We start from the raw sequence: 23,335 nt of genomic DNA, 5'->3' as shown, positions 1-23,335 counted from the left end.
CTGACCCGGGCCAGCCCAGAATACCGACTGCTGCGGGCAACCACCAAAACGGTCAACAGTCCACCGGCGTCAACGACCGGCGCCGTCGCCCGCGCTGGCTAGGCTCAATATGCCGGTTTACTCGAGTGAGGCTCCGAGGAGGTGGGTCACCCTGAGCACGTCGTCGCGGGATCGTTTGCTGGACGCGGTGGCCCTGCGCGACTGGGCGCACACCGCCGTCAGCGACCTGATCACCCACCTCGACGAGATCAACCGGCTCAACGTGTTCCCGGTCGCCGATTCCGATACCGGCGCCAACATGCTGTTCACCATGCGTTCCGCCCTGGCCGAGGCCAACGCGCGCGCCGACGGCGGCTCCGGATGCGTGGCCCGCGTCGCGGGCGCCCTGTCGGCCGGGGCGCTGAACGGGGCCCGCGGCAATTCCGGCGTGATCCTGTCCCAGATCCTGCGCGGTATCGCCGATGTCACCGCCGGCGCGGCTGCCGACCGCGGCGGTGAATTGGCCGATATGGATGCCGCGACCCTGGCCGGCGCGCTGCAACGCGGCGTCGATCTGGTCATCGCCTCGATGGGCGGGCAGGAGGTCCCGGGAACCATCGTCTCGGTCCTGCGGGCCGCGGCCGAGGCCGTCGAGGAATGCGCGGACGACGGGCTGGGCCCGGCGATCACCGCCGCCGGCGACGCGGCGGTCGTCGCGCTGGAGAAAACCACCGAACAGCTCGACGTCCTCGCCGATGCCGGTGCGGTCGATGCCGGGGGAAGGGGCCTGCTGGTCCTGTTGGACGCGCTGCGCAGCACCGTCATCGGGCAGGCGCCCGCCCGCACGGTGTACGAGTTGGCGCCCCGCGCGCCGCAGCCGGAAGCCCCCGCCGAACGCCCCGCGCCGCAGTTCGAGGTGATGTACCGCCTGGACGGGTGCGATCCCGCGGCGGCGGACGCGCTGCGGGACCGGCTCTCGGAATTGGGTGATTCCGTGGCCATCGCGCCCGCGACCGCGCCCGGCACCTACTCGGTGCACGTGCACACCGACGACGCCGGCGCCGCGGTGGAAGCGGGCCTGGCGGGCGGGCGGCCGAGCCGGATCGTGGTCTCGGCCCTGAGCTCCGGCGTCACCGGGCTGCCGGCGGGCAGCTGGACGCGGGAGCGGGCGGTATTGGCCGTGGTCGACGGCGACGGCGCCGCCGAGCTGTTCGCCGGTGAGGGCGCCTGCGTGCTGCAACCAGGTCGCGAGGCGGACGACCCGGCCACGGATATCAGCGCCCACCAGCTGGTGCGCGCGCTCGTCGACACCGGCGCCGCACAGGTCATGGTGCTGCCCAACGGCTATGTGGCCGCCGAGGAGCTGGTCGCCGGCTGCACCACCGCCATCGGGTGGGGCATCGACGTGGTGCCGATACCGACCGGCTCGATGGTGCAGGGGCTGGCCGCGCTGGCCGTGCACGAAACCGATCGCCAGGCCGTCGACGACGGCTACACGATGGCCCGCGCCGCCGGGGCCGCCCGGCACGGATCGGTGCGCATCGCGACCGAAAGCGCGCTGACCTGGGCCGGTCGCTGCCAGCCCGGTGACGGCCTGGGCATCGCGGGCGACGAGGTGCTGATCGTGGCGGCCGATGCGGCCGGGGCGGCGATCGGCCTGCTCGATCTGCTGCTGGCGTCGGGCGGCGATCTGGTGACGGTGCTGGTCGGGGCCGGCATCGAAACCGAAGCCGCCGCTGTCGGCGACATCCTGCAACAGCATGTGCATGACCACCATCCGGGGACCGAGCTGGTGATCTACCCCACCGGCCATCGCGGCGACGCCCTGCTGATCGGGGTCGAGTAGCCGTGGTGTCACTGGGTGACCGGCTGGACTACATCGTGGGCGCCAAGGCCGCGGGCGATCTCGACGACGTCTTCGGCATCCGGACCGTCGACGACCTGCTGCGGCATTACCCGCGCGCCTACACCGAGGGCGCCGCCGTGCGCGGTGCGGAGGACGAGCGGCCGGAAACCGGCGAGCACATCACGATCGTCGACACGATCACCGCCACCGAGACGTTCCCGATGAAGAAGAACCGGAAGAAGCTGTGTCACCGCATCACCGTCGGCTCCGGACGTGGCAGGGTGACCGCCACATTCTTCAACGCGAACTACATCAAGAAGGACCTCACCAAGGACACGAAGGTGATGCTCTCCGGGGAAGTCGGGTTTTTCCGGAACGTCATGCAGCTCACGCATCCGGCGTTTCTGATCCTCGACTCGCCGGACGGACGCAACCGCGGCACGAAGTCGCTGAAAACCATTGCCAACGCATCGCACGCCGCCAGCGGCGAAGAAGTGGTGGAGGTGTACGAGCGCCGCTTCTTTGCGATCTATCCGGCCAGCGCGAAGCTGCAGAGCTGGGACATCTTCGCCTGCGTCCGCCAGGTGCTCGACGTCCTGGATCCCGTGCCCGATCCGCTGCCCGCCGAACTGCGCGACCGGTTCGGCCTGATCTCCGAGGACCAGGCGCTGCGCGCCATCCATCTGTCCGAAAGCGGCGAAGAGCGGGAGCGCGCACGGCAGCGGTTGACGTTCGACGAGGCCGTCGGCCTGCAGTGGGCGTTGGTCGCCCGCCGCCACGGTGAGCTCTCCGAGTCGGGCCCGCCGGCCGCGCCGCGCCCGGACGGTCTGGCGGCGGAGTTGCTGCGGCGGTTGCCTTTCGAGCTGACGGCGGGACAGCGCGAGGTGCTTGCGGTGTTGTCCGACGGGCTGGCCGCGACCCGCCCACTGAACCGGCTGCTGCAGGGTGAGGTGGGCTCGGGCAAGACGATCGTCGCGGTGCTGGCGATGCTGCAGATGGTGGACGCCGGTTACCAGTGTGCGCTGCTGGCGCCGACGGAAGTGCTTGCCGCACAACATCTCCGGTCGATCCGCGACGTCCTGGGGCCGTTGGCGATGGGCGGCCAGCTGGGTGGGGCCGAGAACGCCACCACGGTGGCGCTGCTCACCGGTTCGATGACCGCTGCTCACAAGCAGCAGGTCCGCGACGAGATCGCCAGCGGTCAGGTCGGCATCGTCGTCGGCACCCATGCGCTGCTGCAGGATGCGGTGGACTTTCACAACTTGGGCATGGTGGTGGTCGACGAGCAACACAGGTTCGGGGTGGAGCAGCGAGATCAGTTGCGCGCCAAGGCTCGTGCCGGCATCACGCCACACCTGTTGGTGATGACGGCCACGCCGATCCCGCGCACCGTTGCGCTCACCGTCTACGGGGACCTGGAAACCTCGACGCTGCGCGAACTTCCGCGCGGGCGCCAGCCCATCACCAGCAACGTGATCTTCATCAACGACAAACCCGCCTGGCTCGGCCGTGCCTGGCAGCGCATCATCGAAGAGGTCGCCGCCGGCCGCCAGGCTTATGTGGTGGCACCCCGGATCGACGAATCGGACGAGCCGCCGAAAGGCGACTCGCAGCAAGGGGAGCAGAAGGACCAGAACGCCCGACCGCCGGAAACCGCTGAAGGCCTCTACGCCCGACTGCGTTCCGGCGAGCTGGCGAACCTGCGGCTCGGGCTCATGCACGGGCGGCTGTCCGGCGAGGAGAAGGACGCCGCTATGGCCGCCTTTCGCGCCGGCGAGATCGATGTGTTGGTGTGCACCACCGTCATCGAGGTGGGCGTGGACGTCCCCAACGCCACGGTCATGTTGGTGATGGACGCCGATCGGTTCGGAATCAGCCAGTTACATCAGCTGCGGGGTCGCATCGGCCGCGGCGAGCATCCGAGCCTGTGCCTGTTTGCCAGCTGGGCTTCGCCGCGCTCGCCGGCCGGTCACCGGTTGTCCGCCGTTGCCGCAACAATGGACGGGTTCGCCCTGGCCGACCTCGATCTCAAGGAACGCCGCGAAGGAGATGTGTTGGGCCGCAACCAGTCCGGCAAGGCGATCGGGCTGCGGCTGCTGTCGCTGGCCGACCATCTGACTTACATCGAGGCCGCGCGGGACTTCTGCGCGCGCGCCTACGAGGACGGACATTCGCATCCTGGGCTGGAGGTGCTGGCGGCGCGGTTCACCGACACCGAACGCATCGAATACCTGGACAAGTCGTGAATCGCAAAGTGCTGCTGTGGTTGTCGCTCGCGGCGGCGCTCGCGGTGCTGGTCGCCTACCAGACGCTGGGCTCCTCGGCGGCCAAGCGCGCCGAAGTCGCCGCCCGCGCGGACGTCCCGACCGTGCAGCCCGGCGCCGACGTGCTGGCGGGCATACCCGTGCTGCCGCAGCGGATCCACCGCTACGACTACCGCAGGGCGGCGTACGGCGACGCGTGGGACGACGACAATGATGCCCCGTTGGGCCACAACGGGTGCGACACCCGCGACGACATCCTCGACCGCGATCTCGTCGACAAGACATACGTGTCGGTCAAGCGCTGCCCGACTGCGGTGGCCAGCGGGACCCTGCACGACCCGTACACCAACGCCACCGTCGCGTTTCAGCGCGGCGCCAAGGTCGGCGAATCGGTGCAGATCGACCACATCGTCCCGCTCGCCTACGCCTGGGACATGGGGGCCTACGCGTGGCCTGAGCCCGAGCGCCGGCGCTTCGCCAACGATCCGGCCAACCTGCTGGCCGTCGAGGGGCAGGCCAACCAGGACAAGGGCGATTCGCCGCCGGCCCAGTGGATGCCGCCGAACGCCGCCTTCGCGTGCCAGTACGCCATGCAGTTCATCGCCGTGCTGCGCGGTTACCAGTTGCCCGTCGATCAGCCCTCGACCGACGTGCTGCGCCGGGCCGCGGCCACCTGCCCGGCGGGCTGACCCTACACGTTTCCCACGGTTTCCTCCGAGTGTGTCTACGACTGTAGACAAGGGGATGACACGGTGTTACCGTCGATATGTCTACAGATGTAGACATAATCGGCTTTTGACGCTAAAAGCACTGAACGGCAGGCGATCACGAGCCGGCGCGAAGGGGATCGGTCCGTGAACGGAGCACACGACCTGGGCGGAATGCAGTCCTTCGGACGCATTCCGCGGCCACAGGACGAGCCGGTATTTCACGCCCCGTGGGAGGGTCGCGTGGAGGCCATGACGATGGCGCTGCTCGTCGCGGGCCACCTCGGCGGTGGCGGCGTGTTGCGCTATGCCATCGAGAGCCTGCCGCCGCTTCGCTACTTGCGGGACGGTTACTTCGGTCGCCACCTTGACGGGCTGGAAGGGGCGCTGGTGGACCGCGGTCTCTTAGGCCCGGCCGAGATCCGCGATCGCACCGAGCGGCTCACCGGCGGTGGAGACCCGCCAGGCGGCAGCGGCGACGTTCACTCGCCCGGCACACCGGGACCGCCGACACGAGGCGGTGAACCGAGTAACCGCCGCGAGGCCGATCATCCGGGCCGGTTCGCAGTGGGCGACGAGGTCATCGCATGCAATATTCATCCCCGCGGTCACACCAGGCTGCCCCGTTATGTGCGCGGTCGTCGCGGCGTCGTCGCCCACGTCCATTCCGCCGCGGTGTTTCCCGACACCGACGCACATGGCATGGGCGAGAACCCGCAACGCGTCTACACGGTGAGCTTCGACAGTCGCGAGCTGTGGGGAGACACCGCAGAGCCCAATTTGAAAATCCAGCTCGGACTGTGGGAAAGCTATTTGGATCCAGCATGAATCATCAAGACAGACAACAATATTCGGATCAATTGGATCCCGCCCTGCGAACCCGCGCGATCGAATCACTCCTGCTGGAAAAGGGACTGATCACACCCGCGGCCATCGACGCGGTCGCCGCGATGCTCGAACACGACATCGGTCCGCTCAACGGTGCGCGAGTCGTAGCCCGCGCCTGGAGCGACCCGGAGTACAAGGAGCGCCTCCTGGCGGACGGCAACGCCGCCTTGGAAGAACTCGGCTTAACCGCCCCAACCGAGCTCGTCGTCGTGGAAAACACGGATGGTGTCCACAACGTGATCGTCTGCACGCTGTGCTCGTGTTACCCGTGGACACTCCTGGGTCTTCCGCCAACCTGGTACAAATCTCCCGAGTACCGGGCTCGCGTGGTGATCGAGCCTCGCGCGGTGCTCGCCGAGTTCGGAGTGCACCTGGACGAGTCGACCGAAATCCGTGTCTGGGACTCCACCGCTGAGACCCGCTATCTCGTCTTGCCCCGCCGGCCCGCCCACACCAGGGGCTGGAGCATGGACGACCTCGTCGCGATCGTCACCCGCGAGGCGATGACCGGTGTCGCCCTCGTCGCCGACCCGCCCGAACAGCAGACGCGTCGCCGACCGTGAATCTTGCTACGCGACGCGCCGATCAGCCGTCGTCAGATTCACAGTCGGCGACAACAAGCTACGGGCCCTCGTAGGTGTCCGGGTCCGGGCGCAACCGGGTGCCGTCGTTGAGGCCGCTGATCGCATCCATGTGCTCGGCGGCCAACTCGAAGTCGAACACGTCGAGGTTGCCGGCGATGTGCTCGGCGTCGGCCGACCGGAAGACGACCGCGTTGCCCAGTTGCAGGTTCCATCGCAACAGCACCTGCGCGGCTGTCTTGCCGTACTCGCCGGCGACCGAGGCCACCGTTGGGTTGTCGTTCAGCTTGCCCAGCGCCAGCGGCGTGTACGACTGCGTGACGACGTTGTGTTGCGTGTTCACCTTGCGCAGCTCGTCCTGGTTGAACAGCGGGTGCAGCTCGATCTGGTTGACCGCCGGGGTGAAAAAGGCGAGGTCGATGACGGTCGTCAGGTACTCCTCGGTGAAATTGGAGACACCGATCGAGCGCGCATGGCCCTCACCGCGACACTGGATCATGCCGCCGAAGGAGTTCACGTAGTTGCCCGCCGACGGCACCGGCCAGTGGATCAGGTAGAGATCGACGTAGTCCAGGCCGAGGCGCTCCAGGCTGGTGTTGCAGGCCTCCTGGGCCTTCATCAAGCCGTGGTCGGCACAGGCCAGCTTCGTGGTGACGAACAGCTCGGCGCGGGGAATCCCGGAGGCCGCGATCGCGCGCCCGACCCCGGCTTCGTTGCCGTAGACCGAGGCCGTGTCGATGAGCCGGCAACCGAGTTCCAGCGCCGTCGACACCGCGCGTTCGGCCTCGTCGTCGGATAGATCGGCGACGCCCAGGCCGAGCACCGGCATGGTGTTCTCGTCATTGAGAGCTATCGAGGGTATGGCTGAGGATCCGGCCGAGCCCGACTCGCCAGTCAACGTCATTCACCTACCTGCGAAATTGAAAGTTCGTGGATTCGGACCAAGCCGGGTTCCGTCGTCCAGCGAGGAGATCGTCGACATTTCGTTTTCGCTCAGTTCGAAATCGAACACGTCGAGGTTGCTCGCAATCCGTGCGGGGTTGACCGACTTGGGAATCACGATATTACCCAGCTGAATATGCCAGCGAATCAACACCTGGGCAGCTGTCCGCCCACACTCCGCCGCGACAGCGGTGATCATCGGATGCGTCAGCAGCGATCCCTGGCCCAGGGGCGCCCACGCCTCGGTCGCGATGCCGCGTTGGGCGTGCACCTCGCGCAATTCACTTTGGGTGAATCGTGGGTGCAGCTCGATCTGATTGACCGCCGGAACGATGCCAATGGCATCGATGAGAACCGAGAGGTGCTCGGGTTCGAAATTGCTGACTCCGATGGACCGGATACGGCCCTGGTCGCGCAGGTGCGCGAATGCCTTGAAGGTGTCGACGAACTTGTTCAGCGCCGGCTGCGGCCAATGGATCAGATAGAGATCGAGATAATCCAGCCCGAGCCGGTCCATGCTGGCGTCGAATGCCCGCAGCGTGCTGTCGTAGCCCTGGTCCGGGTTCGCCAATTTGGTTACCACGTACAGTTGGTCGCGCGGCACGTCGGAGGCGGCAACCGCGCGTCCGGTCTCCCGCTCGTTGCGGTAGGCCGCGGCAGTGTCGATATGTCGGTAACCGGCGCGCAGGGCTGCAGCCACCGCCTGTTCGGTGTCTGCCGGCGGGATCTGGAAGACTCCGAGCCCGACGGCGGGGATCGAATTTCCGTCATTCAGCGTCACCAAGGGAGCTGCCATGACACAGAGTCTGCCAGGCGCGTGGGACCTGGACCTCGGAGCGAGACAGGCGCCGATCGGATGGACCAGCCGCCTGCAGGGCCTGGCCACCACGGCCGGTGTCAAGGTCATTCCATGGATCCCGACGGCCGCCCAGCGGATGCTGGTCCGCGGGCGGGCGATCATGATCGACGGCAACACGCTGGATCCGACGCTCCAGCTGATGCTGACGGGCCAGCGGGTTGTCGGCATCGACGGCCTGGTCGTCGACGACGACGCGGCGGCCTCCCGCGCCCAGATGCGCGAGGGCCTGCTCAGATTTTCCGGTCCGCAGATTCATGTCGAGGTGGACGAGATCACGCTGCCCGGGCCGGGCGGTGAGATCGCGGCGCGGCACTATCGCCCGCCCAACGGTGCGGCGGCGCCGTTGCTGGTCTTCTATCACGGCGGTGGCTGGTCGATCGGTGACCTGGACACCCATGACGCGCTGTGCCGGTTGACCAGCCGCGATGCGGGCATCCACGTGCTGTCGGTGGACTACCGGCTGGCCCCCGAGCATGTGGCGCCGGCCGCGGTGGAGGACGCCTACGCCGCCTTCACCTGGGCATACGAGCACGCCGGCGAACTCGGTGCGATTCCCGGGCGTGTCGCCGTGGGCGGCGACAGCGCCGGCGGCAACCTCGCCGCCGTCGTGTGCCAGCTGGCGCGCGACGCGGGGGAACCCGCGCCGGTGCTGCAGTGGCTGCTCTACCCGCGGACCGATTTCACCGCGCAGACCCGGTCGATGAGCCTGTTCGCCCGCGGCTTCCTGCTGACCAAACGGGACATGGACTGGTTCGAATCGCAATACCTGCGGCGTTCCACGCTCGACCGGACCGATCCGCGGCTTTCCCCACTACTGGCCGAGTCGCTGTCGGGGCTGGCGCCGGCCCTGATCGCGGTCGCGGGTTTCGACCCCCTGCGCGACGAGGGCGAGAGCTACGCGACCGCGCTGCGGGCTGCCGGCACGCCGGTGGACCTGCGGCCCATGGGTTCGCTGACCCACGGCTTCGCCAACCTGTTCCCGCTTGGTGGCGGCAGTGCCGCGGCCACCAGCGAACTGATCTCGGCCCTGCGCGCTCATCTGAGCCGGGCCTGACCGTCGCCCGCCGGTAATGTAGAGGCGCGCCGCCCGACCCACGCACAAGCCCGCACCGAAGGATCACCGAACCAGTGGCCGACAAACCCAACCGTCCCCCTCGATACGACTTGAAGTCCGGCACCGGCAAATCCGGCAGACTCTTCCAGATCGGCGGCACCGCCTTCGTCGTCATCCTGCTGGTCGCGATCGTCTCCTACATCGTGATGACCCACCACGACAAGAAGGCCGCGGCCAGCGGCGAGGGCGACACGGTGCGGGTGACGTCGAGCAAGCTGGTGACCCAGCCCGGGACGTCCAACCCCAAGGCCGTCGTCACCTTCTACGAGGACTTCCTGTGCCCGGCGTGCGGCAACTTCGAACGCACCTACGGGCCAACGGTCTCCAAGCTCATCGACACCGGCGCGATAGCGGCCGACTACGCCATGGTTGCCATCCTCGACAACTCGAGGAACCAGAACTATTCGTCGCGGGCGGGCGCGGCGGCGCTGTGCGTCGCCGATGAGTCCATGGACGCGTTTCGCCGCTTCCATACGGCGCTGTACACCACCCGAGTCCAACCCGACGAACGCGGCAGCAGCTTTCCCGACAACGCGAAACTGATCGAACTCGCCCGCGAAGCCGGCGTCGTGGGCAAGGTCCCGGACTGCATCAACAGCGGAAAGTACCTCTCCAAGGTCACCGGGGAAGCGGCGGCCGCAAACATCACCGCCACCCCGACGATCAAGATCAACGGCGAGAACTACGAACCGACGACGCCTGATGCACTGGTCGCCAAGATCAAGTCCATCGTGGGCGACGTGCCGGGGCTCGACAACGCCGTCGCCCCCGCGGCGTAGTGACGGTTGCGGTGTCAGCAGAAGCCGCCGCGCCCCCCGACGACCTGACGCCGGAATCGTCGCCCGTAGCGCCCGTACCCGCGCTCAGCGCATGGTGGGTGCTGATCGCCGGAGCGATCGGCTTGTTCGCGTCGCTGACGCTGACGGTGGAGAAGGTCAAAATCCTGCTCAATCCGTCCTACGTGCCGTCGTGCAACTTCAACCCGATCGTCTCGTGCGGCTCGGTCATGGTCACACCGCAGGCATCCCTGCTGGGCTTTCCCAACCCGCTGCTGGGCATCGTGGGCTTCACCGTCGTGGTCGTCACGGGTGTGCTCGCTGTGGCGAAAATTCCTCTGCCCCAATGGTATTGGGTCGGGCTGGGGGTGGGAACCCTGGTCGGTGCGGTATTCGTGCACTGGCTGATCTTCCAGAGCTTGTACCGAATCGGGGCGTTGTGCCCGTACTGCATGGTGGTCTGGGTGGTCACCATCTCGCTGCTGGTGGTGATTTTCTCCGTCGTGCTGCGCCCGGTGCTGGCGAACACGGACCGCGCAGTGGTGCGGGTGCTGTTCGAGTGGCGATGGTCGATCGCCGCGCTCTGGTTCACCGCCGTGTTTCTGCTGATCTTGGCGCGGTTCTGGGACTATTGGTCCACGCTTTTGTGAGCCTCGGCGAGTGACACGGATCATCGGCGGCATCGTCGGTGGGCGACGTATCGCGGTCCCGCCGAAGGGAACCCGGCCGACCACCGATCGGGTCCGGGAGTCGCTGTTCAACATCGTCACCGCCCGGCGCGAGCTGAGCGGGCTGGCGGTCCTGGACCTCTACGCCGGCTCGGGGGCACTGGGGCTCGAGGCCCTGTCCCGCGGTGCGGCATCCGCGCTTTTGGTGGAGTCCGACCAACGTAGCGCCGCCGTCATCGCCCGCAACATCGAGTCGCTGGGCCTCACCGGGGCGACGCTGCGCCGTGGCCCGGTGGCTGCGGTTTTGGCGGCCGGGAGTCCTGCCCCGGTCGACCTGGTGCTCGCAGACCCGCCCTACGACATCGAGGCCGCCGACATCGAGGCCGTCCTGGCCGCACTGACCGCGCACGGCTGGGTGCGCGAGGGAACCGTCGCGGTGGTCGAGCGTGCCGCCGCCGGGCCACCGCTGAGCTGGCCGGCCGGCTGGTCGTCGTGGCCGTCGCGCGTTTATGGCGACACCCGGTTGGAGCTGGCCGAACGGCTGTGAGACAGCGTGTAGCGTCAGTGGTCATGAGCGGCGCGGTATGCCCGGGGTCGTTTGACCCGGTGACGTTGGGCCACATCGACGTTTTCGAGCGCGCCTCCGCCCAGTTCGACGAAGTCGTCGTGGCGATCCTGACCAACCCCGCCAAGAAGGGCATGTTCGACATCGACGCGCGAATCGCGATGATCGAAGAATCCACCACCCACCTGCCGAACCTGCGCGTGGAGGTCGGAGAAGGTCTCGTCGTCGACTTCGTCAGGTCGCGGGGGATGACGGCCATCGTCAAAGGCCTGCGCACCGGCACCGACTTCGAGTACGAGCTGCAGATGGCGCAAATGAACAAGCACATCGCCGGCGTCGACACTTTCTTCGTCGCGACCGCCCCGCGGTATTCGTTCGTGTCGTCGTCGCTGGCCAAAGAGGTCGCGACGCTGGGCGGTGACGTGTCGGAGCTACTACCCGAGCCGGTGAATCGCCGACTGCGCGAACAGTTGTCCGATCGCACGGACTGACGAGTCCGCTCCTGCATACGGGTCGTCGACGTTCTCCGTGAGCATCGGACCGAAAAATGCTGCCGCACAAAATATTTGAAATGCCCAAGGGAGGTATTTGGGCCTAGCGGTGTCGCCAACGAGTTTTCAAACGATGCACCTTCGCGCGAGCAAATGAGAGCAATCTGTAACAAACTCGTTGGCTTTTGGAACATGACGGCAACAATCTTGGGGGACCCTGAAGTGCCAACGACACTGCGGCCATTAAGGGGTCAGGGTGAAGAGGGCACTAATGGGCGTGTCGGCGGCAACAGCCATAGCGCTGGTACCGCTCTGCATTCCACCAGCACAAGCACACGCCGATCCCTGTTTCAGCATCATCACTGCCACTGGCGACCAGGCCTGCGTCGACGGATTCCAGCGCGATAACCCCAGGCACAGATACCGGCTGGGCGATTGCGAGGGCGCCAGCCCCTATGACGGACAGATGGGCCAAGTTTGCGGGTAACTTCTGAGCCGGCCGCCCGGTGACAGGTAGCCAGCGTGAAGGAAGCCTCCACGGCCATGAAGGACCAAATTCTCCGGAGACGGGATTCCCGCTTCCTGCGAGAACGCTAGTGGTGGCTGTGGCCACTCTGATCCGGCGCTGCCTCGGGCGAACCGCCCATCATGCGCAGCATCGGAAGTCCCCCTGAGGTGACGAACCGCAGCACCAGGACGGCCGTGAGGCCGAGGAAGGCGATGTTGAGCCAGGTGGTGTAGTTCCACGAGATCGACGCTTCCATGACCGTGGCGTTGCGGGAGTGTGGGATGAGATCGGCTGTGCCAAAAATCAATTCGACAAGGTACCCGGCGGCGACCATCGCGACGTAGAAGGTGCCGAGCAGTGCCAGCGCCATTTTGACGCCGTAATACTTCCGATAGATATTCAAGATCGGCAGGATGATCAGGTCGGCGAAGATGAACGCGATGACACCGCCGAAGCTGATGCCGCCGTTCCAAAGCACCGCGGCCAGCGGCACATTGCCGATCGAACAGACGAAGGACACGATCGCTACGACGGGCCCCACGAGCGGTCCCCACAGCGCCGCCCAGCCCGGATGACTGGCCAAAAAGAAGCTCTGCCAAAAGCTTTCGGGAACCCACGCCGCGAGGGCACCCGCAATCAACAGGCCCAGCACGAGATCGCGCAGGATCGCAAGCCACTCCATGACGAACACATGCGAAACGGAGGTGAAGCCCTGCCCGGAGAACAGCCGCCGCCAGAACGAGCCGTCGCCTTGGATGGACATGTCCATGGCGGCGTGGCCTTCCATCGATCCGGCGATTCCCCGCTCGGCCTGCTCGCGGGCCGCGTCGATCAGGCGAGAGCGCACGAAAAGCCGGAACAGCACGGCCAATACGACGATCATCAGCGGGCCGCCGACGAATTCCGCGGCGGTGAACTGCCAGCCCACCAGCAGGGCGAGGATGATGCCCAACTCGACCACGAGATTGGTGGAACCGATTTCGAACGCCATGGCGGCGGTGAAGTTGGCGCCTTTGCGAAACAGCGATCGGGCCAGGGCCACCGCGGCGTAGGAGCACGACGACGACGCGGCTCCCAGCCCCGCTGCCACAGCCAGCGTTCGGGGCCGGTCGTCGCCCATCAGCCTCACGATGGTTGAGCGGCGCACCACGGCCTGGACCACCGCCGACAACGCGAAGCCCAGGATCAGCGCCCAGGTGATCTCCCACGTCATCGACCCCGCCAACGCCAACGCATGCCCGATTGCCGGTAGCACCTTGCCTGTCACTGGTCCTCCGCTCCGGTTGGTTCCGCGGCGATACTGCGGCGATAATACCCTACAGGGGTATATCCCGCGTGCTGTCGGTCGGCGAAGTTAGAGTCGGGCACGTGTTGCAAACGGTCGCGATCCGCGGGTACCGCTCGCTGCGGGAAGTAATCCTGCCACTGGGCCGGCTGTCGATCATCACGGGCGAAAACGGCGTCGGAAAGTCGTCGCTGTATCGCGCGCTGCGATTGCTGGCCGATTGCGGTCGCGGCGAGGTGATCGGGTCGTTGGCCCGCGAGGGCGGCCTGGAATCCGTGCTGTGGGCCGGGCCCGAGCAACTCGGCGCCGCGCGCCGGACGGGAAAGGCGCAAGGAACCGCGCGCAACAACCGGCCGGTGTCTCTCGAACTCGGTTTCGCCGCGGACGATTTCGGCTATCTGGTGGATCTCGGGCTGCCGCAGTCGACCGGCCGGGCCCGGTCGGCGTTCGCGCGTGATCCGGAGATCAAGCGAGAGGCGCTGTTCGTCGGCCCGGTACTGCGGGCGGCGACCACCCTGGTGCGCAGGACGCGCACCTTCGCCGAAGTCAGCGCGCAATCGGGCAGTGGCTTCGACGAGCTGTGCCGAACGTTGCCGTCGTATCGCAGCGTGCTGGCGGAATATGCCAACCCGCAAGCGCTTCCCGAACTCGCCGCCGTGCGTGAGCGGCTGCGCGGCTGGCGCTTCTACGACGGTTTCCGGGTTGACGCCGGGGCGCCCGCGCGGCGCCCGCAGGTGGGCACCCGCACCCCGGTGCTCTCCGATGACGGCCATGATCTGGCCGCCGCCATCCAGACGATCATCGAGGCCGAAATCGATGATTTGAGCCGCATCGTCGCCGACACCTTCGACGGCGCGACGGTCTCGGTGGTCGCCAACGACGGGCTGTTCGACCTGCAGCTGGGCCAGCGCGGCATGCTGCGACCGCTGCGGGCGGCCGAGCTGTCCGACGGCACCCTGAGGTTTCTCCTGTGGGCCGCCGCCCTGCTGAGCCCGCAGGCGCCGTCCCTGATGGTGCTCAACGAGCCGGAAACCTCGTTGCACCCGAGCCTGGTGGGTCCGCTGGCGTCGCTGATCCGCGCGGCGGCGTCGCAGACCCAGGTGGTTGTCGTCACCCATTCGCGTTCGCTGCTGGGATTCCTGGAGGACGCGGCGGTCGGCATCGAGCTGTACAAGGACTTCGGCGAGACCCGCATCACCGGCCAGAGCCTGCTGACCACCCCGCGTTGGGACTGGGACAAACGCTAGGGGCCGACCGCCTGAACCTTCGCCGGCAACAAGATCGATGCTGGCGAAGGCTCATATACTGACGGCAAAATAACCGGACTTTGCCAACTCCGGCACTGCCGCAAATATGGACGGTAACGATCTGGTCAACGCCGGTGTGCTGGGGTTTTCCCGTTTGTTCCCCGAGCAAATGCCCGACACACCGGCCTCGCCACCGCCGTCACAGACGTAACACCAGGCACACTGGTAACAACAGGAGCTTTTGCAAGACGCCAGGAGGGCATGGCCGTGTATCGAGTGTTTGAAGCGCTGGACGAATTGGGCGCCATTGTCGAGGAAGCCCGCGGCGTGCCGATGACGGCCGGATGCGTGGTGCCCCGCGGTGACGTCCTCGAGCTGATCGACGACATCAAAGACGCAATCCCCGGCGAGCTGGACGACGCCCAGGATGTGCTGGACGCGCGCGATTCGATGCTGCACGACGCCAAGACGCATGCCGAATCCATGGTGTCGTCGGCGACCACCGAGTCGGAGTCGATGCTCAACCACGCCCGCGCCGAGGCCGACCGCATCCTTTCGGACGCAAAAGCCCAGGCGGACCGCATGGTCAGCGAGGCGCGCCAGCACAGCGAGCGGATGCTCGGTGAAGCCCGCGAGGAGTCGATCCGCATCGCCACCGCGGCGAAACGCGAGTACGAAGCCAGCGTCGGGCGCGCCCAGGCCGAAGCCGACCGGCTGATCGAAAACGGCAACATCTCCTACGAGAAGGCCGTCCAAGAGGGCATCAAGGAACAGCAGCGCCTGGTGTCGCAGAACGAGGTGGTGCAAGCGGCCAACGCGGAATCCACCCGCCTCATCGACACGGCGCACGCCGAGGCCGATCGCTTGCGCGGCGAGTGCGACATCTACGTCGACAACAAGCTCGCCGAGTTCGAGGAGTTCCTCAACGGCACGCTGCGCTCCGTCGGCCGCGGCCGCCACCAGCTGCGCACGGCGGCCGGCACGCACGACTACGCGACGCGCTAGCCCCCGCGGCAGCCGTTGACCGCTTCGTTGCGCCCTCGCGCCGGGCGGCGCGCGCCGTAGGATTTCCCCTATGGCGCGGCAGCACAGCACCACGGCGCGGCGACACCCGACCTCGCCGATGGCGATCGATATCACCCGGCTCGGGCGACGCCCGGGCGCAATGGTCACCCTGCGCGACACCGTGCCCAGCCCGTCACGCATTGGGCGGGACATGATCGCGATCCAACCCGGCGCGCCGGTGGAGCTGGATCTGCGGGTCGAGTCGGTGTCGGAAGGCGTCCTGGTCACCGGGACGGTGGCCGGGCCGACCGTCGGCGAGTGTGTCCGCTGCCTGACCGAGGTCACCGGCCGCGTCGAGGTCGCGCTGACCGAACTCTTCGCGTATCCCGACAGCACGACCGAGGCGACCACCGAGGAAGACGAGGTCGGCCACATCGTCGAGGACACCATCGACCTCGAGCAGCCCATCGTCGACGCCGTCGGACTGGAGCTTCCGTTCGCCCCGCTGTGCAGGCCGGATTGCCCGGGATTGTGCCCCGAATGCGGTGTTTCGCTGGCCGCGGAGCCGGGCCATCACCATGACCGCATCGACCCGCGATGGGCGAAGCTGAGGCAGATGTTGGAACCCGAAGCGTCCCAGCCGGATTCGCGGGGTGAGCAGTGAGCTCGCGGCAGGTCCTGCTCGACGCGCTCGGAGTCGAGCTGCCCGAGGAGCTGCTCTCGTTGGCATTGACGCACCGCAGCTATGCCTACGAGCACGGTGGGCTGCCGACCAACGAGCGGCTGGAGTTTCTCGGCGACGCGGTCCTGGGCCTGACCGTCACCGACGAGCTCTACCACCGTCATCCCGACCGTTCGGAGGGAGATCTCGCCAAACTGCGCGCCAGCGTGGTCAACACCCAGGCGCTGGCCGACGTGGCACGCAACCTCGCCGAAGGCGGGCTCGGCGTTCATCTGCTGCTGGGCCGCGGCGAGGCCAACACCGGCGGAGCCGACAAGTCGAGCATCCTTGCCGACGGCATGGAGTCGCTGCTGGGCGCGATTTACCTGCAGCATGGCATCGACACGGTGCGCGCAGTGATCCTGCGACTCTTCGGCCCGCTGCTGGACGCCGCACCCACGCTGGGCGCTGGGCTGGACTGGAAGACCAGCCTGCAGGAACTGACCGCGGCGCGCGGCATGGGCGCGCCGTCTTACGTGGTCACATCCACGGGGCCGGACCACGACAAAGAATTCACCGCTGTGGTGGTCGTAATGGAAACCGAATACGGGTCCGGGGTGGGCCGCTCCAAGAAGGAAGCCGAGCAAAAGGCCGCCGCCGCGACCTGGAAAGCACTGGAAGTGCTGGACACCGTGGGGAAATCGTCCGCATAGATCGAGGGTGATGACCCGCAGCGCCCGGCTTCGCCGCGCTTGCGATCATGCCCAATTCGACGGTGATGACCCGCAGCGCTCGGCTTCGCCGCGCTTGCGATCATCACTAGATGCCTGAACTACCCGAAGTCGAGGTGGTGCGCCGCGGCTTGCAGGCCCATGTGGTGGGCAAGACGATCACCGCCGTTCGGGTCCACCATCCCCGCGCGGTGCGCCGCCACGAGGCCGGGCCCGCCGACCTGACCGCCCGCCTGCTCGACGTGGGGATCACCGGAACGGATCGTCGGGGCAAGTACTTGTGGCTGACGCTGGAATCCGGTGAGGCGCTGGTGGTTCACCTCGGCATGAGCGGGCAGATGCTGCTGGGGACCGTCCCGCGCGCCGATCATGTTCGCATCTCCGCGCTGCTCGACGACGGGACCGTGCTGAGCTTCGCGGACCAGCGGACGTTCGGCGGCTGGATGCTCGCCGACCTCGTGGAAGTGGACGGCAGTGTGGTGCCGCAGCCCGTCGCGCACCTGGCGCGTGACCCGCTCGATTCCCGGTTCGATGCCGACGCTGTCGTAAAAGTGTTGCGGCACAAGCACTCCGAGATCAAGCGCCAGCTCCTGGATCAGCAGGTGGTGTCGGGGATCGGCAATATCTACGCCGACGAAGCGCTGTGGCGGGCCAAGGTGCACGGTTCGCGAATCGCCGCGACGCTGACCCGCAAACAGCTTGGCGCGGTGCTGGATTCGGCCGCGGAGGTGATGCGCGAAGCCCTGGCGCAGGGCGGGACATCGTTCGATTCGTTGTATGTCAACGTCAACGGCGAGTCCGGGTACTTCGACCGCTCCCTGGACGCCTATGGCCGTGAAGGCGAAAGCTGCCGGCGCTGCGGCGCGGTCATGCGCCGGGAGAGGTTCATGAACCGCTCGTCGTTCTACTGCCCGAAATGCCAGCCGCGGCCGCGGCGTTGAGGGTACATGCCGATCAATCAAAGATGTCGCGGCGCAAAGCTCCTGGCGAACTTGGTGATAGGGCCGGGTCCACGAACCACTCACACGGGAATATCAGACCGAAGAGTTGGGGTGGCACTCGAAGCAGCGCCTCGAACAGGCGCGCGGCCCGGCCAGAGCCTCCGATCTGCGAGCGGTGTGCGGCGAGCGCGTCCCGCTTCTGCCGCGCGAAACGAAAGACGTTGATGCGATGGGTGATGCTCGCCCGCGGAGCATATGCAGTGCGGACGATGTCCCGCTCGTATGGTGCTGGTAGCCGCAGCAGATGAGCCAGATCGCTGGTCCGGCGCAGTAGTTCGCGCGGCATGGTCGTCTCGAGCACCCGCGGGGTCGCGGCGAGCTCGGCTGCCCGCGCGCCGACGTGATGTACCTGCACATGATCTCGATGGCCGTAGCCGCCGTTGCGCTCGTAGCTGAGCAGCAGGTCCGCGTCTTCCTCGCTAAGTATGCCGGCCAGCCGCTGCGCCGCCTCATCGACATCGGCTCGCCCGAACCTGACCCGGCCGGGTGGATCCGGGTAGAAATCGGGACCGTAGCCGCTATCGGCGTAACCGAGGCACTCGACCCGGTGAACGCCGAGAATGCCCGCGCTCGAACGCAATTCGTTCAGCCGGACGCCATCGTCCTCGTTGTGCACCCGCCCGTCGGTCGCCGTGACAAGAACCACGCGGTGCCCCGCCGCCGCCGCCCGCGCGAGTGTTCCGCCGGTGAGGATTACCTCGTCGTCGGGATGGGCGTGGAACGCGACGACAGTGGCCATGCAACGCAGTATGCCCGCCCGGTAGAAATGACCTATGACGGAACTGTGGGTCGAACGCACCGGATCGCGCCGCTACACCGGACACAGCTCACGGGGTGCGCAGGTTCTCGTCGGCTCCGATGACGTCGAGGGTGTATTCACCCCCGGCGAGCTGCTCAAGATCGCACTCGCCGCATGCAGCGGGATGGCCAGCGACGAGCCGCTGGCCCGCCGGCTCGGAGACGACTACAACGCGGTGGTCAAGGTGTCCGGACCCGCCGACCGGGAACAGGAGCGTTATCCGCGGCTCGATGAGACCCTCGAGCTCGACCTGTCGGGATTGTCGGACGAGGAGAAGGAACGCCTGCTGGTGGTGGTGAACCGGGCCATCGACCTGGTCTGCACGGTCGGGCGCACGCTGAAATCCGGCACAGAAGTCAACTTCGAGGTCGCCAGTGTCGAATCCAACGTCGGATCCTGACGTCCGGCTCACCGCCTGGGTGCACGGGCGGGTCCAGGGCGTCGGTTTCCGCTGGTGGACCCGCTGCCGCGCCCTGGAACTAGGCCTCACCGGGTACGCGGCCAACCAGTCCGACGGCCGCGTGCGCGTGGTCGCTCAGGGTCCGCGCGAGGCGGGCGAGAAACTGCTGCAGCTGCTGGACGGCGGGGGCACGCCCGGGCATGTCGACAAGGTTGTCGCCGATTGGTCGGCGCCAACCGAGGAGTTCGAGGGTTTCGTCGAGCGCTGACACCCCTCGGCTCAGTGACTGATGTGGCCCCTGTGGCCAGTGCGTCGACACGTGAACGCCAGGCAAATTTCGTGCCAGCCGACACCCCTCGGTGAGCGGGGTCGGGGCCAATTTGACCGGTAGTCTGGCGAGCCGTGTACCTCAAGAGTCTGACGCTGAAGGGCTTCAAGTCCTTCGCATCGCCGACGACTCTGCGCTTCGAGCCGGGCATCACCGCCGTCGTCGGCCCCAACGGCTCCGGCAAATCCAACGTGGTCGACGCCCTGGCGTGGGTCATGGGGGAGCAGGGCGCAAAGACGCTGCGCGGCGGAAAGATGGAAGACGTCATCTTCGCCGGCACCTCGTCGCGCGCGCCGCTGGGCCGCGCCGAAGTCACCGTCACCATCGACAACTCCGACAACGCGTTGCCGATCGAGTACTCCGAGGTGTCGATCACTCGGCGGATGTTCCGTGACGGCGCCAGTGAATACGAAATCAACGGCGCCAGTTGCCGTTTGATGGACGTGCAGGAGCTGCTGAGCGATTCGGGTATCGGGCGAGAGATGCACGTGATCGTCGGGCAGGGCAAGCTCGACGAGATCCTGCAGTCGCGTCCCGAGGATCGCCGGGCTTTCATCGAGGAAGCCGCCGGCGTGCTCAAGCATCGCAAGCGCAAGGAAAAAGCTCTCCGCAAACTCGAAGCGATGTCGGCGAACCTGGCCCGGCTCACCGACCTCACCACCGAGCTGCGCCGCCAGCTCAAACCGCTGGGCCGGCAGGCCGAGGTGGCCCGTCGCGCCCAAACCATCCAGGCCGATCTGCGCGACGCCAAACTACGCCTGGCCGCCGACGACCTGGTCAGCCGGCAGGTGGAGCGCGAGGCGATCTTGGAGGCCGAGGCGGCGATGCGCCGCGAACACGACGAGGCCGCCGCCCGCCTCGCGGTGGCATCCGAGGAGCTGACCGCGCACGAGACCGCGCTCGCCGACCTTTCCGGCCGCGCCGAGTCGGTTCAGCACACCTGGTTCGGGTTGTCCGCTCTGGCCGAACGCGTGGGCGCCACGGTGCGCATCGCCAACGAGCGCGCCCAGCATCTCGACCTGGAGCCGGCGACGACGGGAGACACCGACCCCGACGCGCTGGAAGCCGAGGCCGAGCAGGTTGCGGCCACCGAGCAGCGGCTCTTGGCGGAGCTGGCCGCGGCGGGCACCCGGCTGGATGCCGCCCGCGCGGAATTGGCCGAACGCGAGCGCGCGGCCGCCGAGGCCGACCGCGCCCACCTGGCGGCCGTACGGGCCGAGGCGGACCGGCGGGAGGGCCTGGCGCGGCTGGCCGGTCAGGTGGAGACGATGCGAGCGCGCGTCGAATCGATCGACGACAGCGTCGCGCGCCTGACCGAACGAATCGAACACGCCGCCACCCGCGCGCAGCAGACCAAGGCGGAGTTCGAAACCGTGCAGGGCCGCGTCGGCGAACTGGATCAGGGCGAGGTCGGCCTGGACGAGCACCACGAACGCACGGTGGCCGCGCTGCGGTTGGCCGACGAACGCGTCACCGAGCTGCAGTCCGCCGAGCGGGAGGCCGAACGTCAGGTCGCGTCCCTGCGGGCCCGCATCGACGCGCTCTCGGTGGGCCTCGAGCGCAAGGACGGCGCCGCGTGGCTTACGCAAAACTACAGTGTCGCAGGGCTTTTCGGTCCCGTCGCCAAGTTGGTCAAGGTCCGGTCCGGCTACGAGACGGCGTTGGCCGCCGTGCTCGGGTCCGCGGCGGACGCGCTGGCCGTCGAGGGCTTTGGCGCCGCCCGTTCGGCGGTCTCCGCGCTCAAGGCGGCCGACGGCGGCCGCGCGGCCCTGGTGCTGGGCGATTGGCCCGCCGACAATCCCGCGCCGGCCGGTGAGCTACCCGGCGGCGCCCTGTGGGCGCTCGATCTGGTCGAGGCACCGCAGCGGCTGCGCGGCGCGATGGTCGCCATGCTCTCCGGGGTCGCGGTAGTCGGCGACCTGGGCCAGGCGCTGGATCTGGTGGCGGCGCGCCCGCAATTGCGCGCGGTCACCCTCGACGGCGACCTGGTGGGCGCCGGCTGGGTGAGCGGCGGTTCCGACCGCAAGCTGTCCACGCTGGAGCTCACCTCGGAAATCGACAAGGCCGGCAGCGAGCTCGCCGCGGCGGAGGCGCGGGTGGCTCAGCTGAGTGCGGCGCTGTCCGGCGCGCTGGCCGAGCAGAGCGCCCGACAAGACTCCGCCGAGCAGGCGCTGGCCGCCCTCAACGAATCCGACACCGCGATCTCGGCGATGTACGAGCAGCTCGGCCGGCTCGGCCAGGATGCCCGCACCGCCGATCAGGAGTGGAACCGGCTCCTGCACCAGCGCGAGGAGTTGGAGTCGGGGCGGGCGCAGACGGTCGAAGAGGTCACCGAGCTCGAGACCCGGCTGCGCAACGCCCAAGAGACGCAGCATGTCCAGGTGGCCGACCCGGTCAACCGTCAGCAGATCGCCGCCGCCGCCGAAAGCGCGCGCGGCGCCGAGGTGGAGGCGCGGCTGGCCGTCCGCACCGCCGAGGAACGCGCCAACGCGGTGCGCGGGCGGGCGGATTCGTTGCGACGCGCGGCCGCCGCCGAACGCGAGGCACGGATCCGGGCCCAGCAGGCGCACGCGGCACGATTGCGCGCGGCCGCGGTAGCCGCCGCGGTGGCCGACGCCGGGCGGCTGCTGGCCGAGAGGCTGGACCGCGTGGTCGACGCGGCGTCGCGGATCCGCGACGCGCTGGTCGCCGAGCGTCAGGAGCGCTCGGTGGCCATGGCGGCGGTCCGCGACGAGGTGCATCAGCTGGGGGCCCGGGTGGCGACCCTGACCGATTCGCTGCACCGCGACGAGGTGGCCAACGCCCAGGCGGCCCTGCGCATCGAGCAGCTCGAGCAGATGGTGCTGGAGCAGTTCGGCATGGCGCCGGCCGACCTGATCGCCGAGTACGGCCCCGACGTCGCGCTGCCCCCGACGGATCTCGAGATGGCCGAATTCGAGCAGGCCCGCGACCGTGGTGAACAGGTCACCATGCCCGCACCGATGCCGTATGACCGGGCCACCCAGGAGCGCCGGGCCAAACGCGCCGAGCGTGAGCTGGCCGAGCTGGGCCGGGTCAACCCGCTGGCGCTGGAGGAGTTCGCCGCGCTGGAGGAACGCTACAACTTCCTGTCCACCCAGCTCGAGGACGTCAAGGCGGCCCGCAAGGATCTGCTGGATGTCGTCGCCGACGTCGATGCCCGCATCCTGCAGGTGTTCACCGACGCCTTCAACGATGTGGAGCGCGAGTTCTCCGACGTGTTCACCGCGCTGTTCCCCGGCGGCGAGGGCCGGCTGCGGCTGACCGATCCCGACGACATGCTCACCACCGGCATCGAGGTCGAGGCGCGTCCGCCGGGCAAGAAGATCACCCGGCTGTCATTGCTGTCCGGCGGCGAAAAGGCCTTGACCGCAGTGGCGATGCTGGTGGCGATCTTCCGGGCCCGCCCGTCGCCGTTCTACATCATGGACGAGGTCGAGGCCGCGCTCGACGACGTGAACCTGCGCCGGCTGATCGGTCTGTTCGAACAGCTGCGCGCCCAGTCGCAGATCATCATCATCACGCACCAGAAGCCGACGATGGAGGTCGCCGACGCGCTGTACGGCGTGACGATGCAGGGCGACGGCATCACCGCGGTGATCTCCCAGCGCATGCGCGGCCAGCAGGTGGAGCAGCTGGTCTCCAGTTCCAACTAGGGCCGGTCCCACCGGC

22 protein-coding genes are annotated in these 23,335 nt (G+C 67.8%); 18 read left to right on the top strand and 4 right to left on the bottom strand.

Annotated features, from left to right (window positions below; translation table 11 throughout):
• Positions 1–109: 109 nt before the first annotated feature.
• The 5 genes from A5747_RS15915 (at position 110) to nthA (ending at position 6,247) form a co-directional block, all read left to right on the top strand.
• The gene (locus A5747_RS15915) at positions 110–1,825 is read left to right on the top strand and encodes a DAK2 domain-containing protein (protein WP_083700484.1); all 1,716 of its coding nucleotides are present in this window, start codon (positions 110–112) and stop codon (positions 1,823–1,825) included.
• Between the two features lie 2 nt (positions 1,826–1,827).
• Positions 1,828–4,071, top strand: coding sequence for an ATP-dependent DNA helicase RecG (gene recG, locus A5747_RS15910; RefSeq protein WP_076125867.1), 2,244 nt, complete (start codon positions 1,828–1,830; stop codon positions 4,069–4,071).
• Complete coding sequence (locus tag A5747_RS15905; RefSeq protein WP_076125865.1) at positions 4,068–4,778, top strand: HNH endonuclease family protein; 711 nt, start codon at positions 4,068–4,070, stop codon at positions 4,776–4,778. Before recG ends, A5747_RS15905 begins: the two co-directional genes overlap by 4 nt.
• Positions 4,779–4,943: 165 nt before the next feature.
• Positions 4,944–5,624, top strand: a complete 681-nt coding sequence (gene nthB / locus A5747_RS15900; protein WP_076125862.1) for a nitrile hydratase subunit beta — start codon at positions 4,944–4,946, stop codon at positions 5,622–5,624.
• Positions 5,621–6,247, top strand: a complete 627-nt coding sequence (gene nthA, locus A5747_RS15895) for a nitrile hydratase subunit alpha (protein WP_076125860.1) — start codon at positions 5,621–5,623, stop codon at positions 6,245–6,247. The genes nthB and nthA overlap by 4 nt, the downstream gene beginning before the upstream one ends.
• 58 nt (positions 6,248–6,305) lie before the next feature.
• On the opposite strand, the gene A5747_RS15890 is transcribed toward nthA, so the two are convergent.
• Both A5747_RS15890 and A5747_RS15885 read right to left on the bottom strand, forming a co-directional pair.
• Positions 6,306–7,163, bottom strand: a complete 858-nt coding sequence (locus A5747_RS15890; RefSeq protein WP_175611248.1) for an aldo/keto reductase — start codon at positions 7,161–7,163, stop codon at positions 6,306–6,308.
• 6 nt (positions 7,164–7,169) lie between these two features.
• Positions 7,170–8,003, bottom strand: a complete 834-nt coding sequence (locus tag A5747_RS15885; RefSeq protein WP_076125856.1) for an aldo/keto reductase — start codon at positions 8,001–8,003, stop codon at positions 7,170–7,172.
• On the opposite strand from A5747_RS15885, the gene A5747_RS15880 reads away from it, so the two are divergent.
• From A5747_RS15880 to coaD, 5 genes are all read left to right on the top strand, one after another.
• Positions 8,002–9,120, top strand: a complete 1,119-nt coding sequence (locus A5747_RS15880; protein WP_076125853.1) for an alpha/beta hydrolase — start codon at positions 8,002–8,004, stop codon at positions 9,118–9,120. The two genes, A5747_RS15885 and A5747_RS15880, sit on opposite strands and share 2 nt — an antisense overlap.
• Positions 9,121–9,194: 74 nt before the next feature.
• Entirely contained in the window at positions 9,195–9,959 is a 765-nt protein-coding gene (locus tag A5747_RS15875; RefSeq protein WP_076125851.1) for a DsbA family protein, read from the top strand.
• On the top strand, positions 9,959–10,606 hold the full coding sequence (locus tag A5747_RS15870; protein WP_076125849.1) for a vitamin K epoxide reductase family protein: 648 nt from the start codon (positions 9,959–9,961) through the stop codon (positions 10,604–10,606). Before A5747_RS15875 ends, A5747_RS15870 begins: the two co-directional genes overlap by 1 nt.
• A gap of 10 nt (positions 10,607–10,616) precedes the next feature.
• Positions 10,617–11,171, top strand: a complete 555-nt coding sequence (gene rsmD, locus A5747_RS15865; RefSeq protein ID WP_076125846.1) for a 16S rRNA (guanine(966)-N(2))-methyltransferase RsmD — start codon at positions 10,617–10,619, stop codon at positions 11,169–11,171.
• 23 nt (positions 11,172–11,194) lie between these two features.
• Positions 11,195–11,680, top strand: a complete 486-nt coding sequence (coaD, locus tag A5747_RS15860; RefSeq protein ID WP_076125844.1) for a pantetheine-phosphate adenylyltransferase — start codon at positions 11,195–11,197, stop codon at positions 11,678–11,680.
• A 593-nt stretch (positions 11,681–12,273) separates the two neighbouring features.
• On the opposite strand, the gene A5747_RS15855 is transcribed toward coaD, so the two are convergent.
• A complete protein-coding gene (locus A5747_RS15855) occupies positions 12,274–13,455 on the bottom strand; it encodes a permease (protein ID WP_076125841.1) in 1,182 nt (393 codons plus the stop codon).
• Positions 13,456–13,556: 101 nt separating this feature from the next.
• Here A5747_RS15855 and A5747_RS15850 point away from each other — a divergent pair, with 101 nt between their 5' ends.
• The 5 genes from A5747_RS15850 (at position 13,557) to mutM (ending at position 18,058) form a co-directional block, all read left to right on the top strand.
• Positions 13,557–14,720 (top strand): AAA family ATPase, encoded by a 1,164-nt coding sequence (locus A5747_RS15850; protein WP_076125838.1) that lies wholly within the window; start codon positions 13,557–13,559, stop codon positions 14,718–14,720.
• A gap of 267 nt (positions 14,721–14,987) precedes the next feature.
• A complete protein-coding gene (sepIVA, locus tag A5747_RS15845; RefSeq protein WP_076063359.1) occupies positions 14,988–15,725 on the top strand; it encodes a cell division protein SepIVA in 738 nt (245 codons plus the stop codon).
• Between the two features lie 70 nt (positions 15,726–15,795).
• Positions 15,796–16,389 (top strand): DUF177 domain-containing protein, encoded by a 594-nt coding sequence (locus tag A5747_RS15840; RefSeq protein WP_198938204.1) that lies wholly within the window; start codon positions 15,796–15,798, stop codon positions 16,387–16,389.
• Positions 16,386–17,099 (top strand): ribonuclease III, encoded by a 714-nt coding sequence (gene rnc, locus A5747_RS15835; protein ID WP_076125835.1) that lies wholly within the window; start codon positions 16,386–16,388, stop codon positions 17,097–17,099. Before A5747_RS15840 ends, rnc begins: the two co-directional genes overlap by 4 nt.
• Positions 17,100–17,209: 110 nt before the next feature.
• The gene (gene mutM / locus A5747_RS15830; RefSeq protein WP_076125833.1) at positions 17,210–18,058 is read left to right on the top strand and encodes a DNA-formamidopyrimidine glycosylase; all 849 of its coding nucleotides are present in this window, start codon (positions 17,210–17,212) and stop codon (positions 18,056–18,058) included.
• 13 nt (positions 18,059–18,071) lie between these two features.
• Here mutM and A5747_RS15825 read toward each other — a convergent pair whose 3' ends face one another.
• Positions 18,072–18,857, bottom strand: a complete 786-nt coding sequence (locus A5747_RS15825; protein WP_076125831.1) for a PIG-L deacetylase family protein — start codon at positions 18,855–18,857, stop codon at positions 18,072–18,074.
• A gap of 34 nt (positions 18,858–18,891) precedes the next feature.
• Here A5747_RS15825 and A5747_RS15820 point away from each other — a divergent pair, with 34 nt between their 5' ends.
• The 3 genes from A5747_RS15820 to smc all read left to right on the top strand — a co-directional run bounded on the left by A5747_RS15820 (position 18,892) and on the right by smc (position 23,319).
• A complete protein-coding gene (locus A5747_RS15820) occupies positions 18,892–19,317 on the top strand; it encodes an OsmC family protein (protein WP_076125829.1) in 426 nt (141 codons plus the stop codon).
• Positions 19,292–19,585, top strand: coding sequence for an acylphosphatase (locus A5747_RS15815; RefSeq protein ID WP_076125827.1), 294 nt, complete (start codon positions 19,292–19,294; stop codon positions 19,583–19,585). Before A5747_RS15820 ends, A5747_RS15815 begins: the two co-directional genes overlap by 26 nt.
• A gap of 134 nt (positions 19,586–19,719) precedes the next feature.
• Complete coding sequence (gene smc, locus A5747_RS15810) at positions 19,720–23,319, top strand: chromosome segregation protein SMC (RefSeq protein ID WP_076125826.1); 3,600 nt, start codon at positions 19,720–19,722, stop codon at positions 23,317–23,319.
• Positions 23,320–23,335 lie beyond the last annotated feature (16 nt).

Source organism: Mycobacterium sp. IS-836, assembly GCF_001954275.1.
Taxonomy (GTDB): Bacteria; Actinomycetota; Actinomycetes; order Mycobacteriales; family Mycobacteriaceae; genus Mycobacterium.
The sequence above is the reverse complement of the archived record's forward strand: the minus strand, read 5'-3'. Positions and strand labels throughout refer to the sequence as shown.

What these genes read in the sequence shown, in the direction of transcription:
- A5747_RS15915 (WP_083700484.1), top strand. Translation starts at nt 110, where the DNA reads ATGCCGGTTTACTCGAGTGAGGCTCCGAGGAGGTGGGTCACCCTGAGC.
- nthA (WP_076125860.1), top strand. Translation starts at nt 5,621, where the DNA reads ATGAATCATCAAGACAGACAACAATATTCGGATCAATTGGATCCCGCC.
- A5747_RS15880 (WP_076125853.1), top strand. Translation starts at nt 8,002, where the DNA reads ATGACACAGAGTCTGCCAGGCGCGTGGGACCTGGACCTCGGAGCGAGA.
- A5747_RS15885 (WP_076125856.1), bottom strand. Translation starts at nt 8,003, where the DNA reads ATGGCAGCTCCCTTGGTGACGCTGAATGACGGAAATTCGATCCCCGCC.
- coaD (WP_076125844.1), top strand. Translation starts at nt 11,195, where the DNA reads ATGAGCGGCGCGGTATGCCCGGGGTCGTTTGACCCGGTGACGTTGGGC.
- A5747_RS15840 (WP_198938204.1), top strand. Translation starts at nt 15,796, where the DNA reads ATGGCGCGGCAGCACAGCACCACGGCGCGGCGACACCCGACCTCGCCG.
- mutM (WP_076125833.1), top strand. Translation starts at nt 17,210, where the DNA reads ATGCCTGAACTACCCGAAGTCGAGGTGGTGCGCCGCGGCTTGCAGGCC.
- A5747_RS15825 (WP_076125831.1), bottom strand. Translation starts at nt 18,857, where the DNA reads ATGGCCACTGTCGTCGCGTTCCACGCCCATCCCGACGACGAGGTAATC.
- A5747_RS15820 (WP_076125829.1), top strand. Translation starts at nt 18,892, where the DNA reads ATGACGGAACTGTGGGTCGAACGCACCGGATCGCGCCGCTACACCGGA.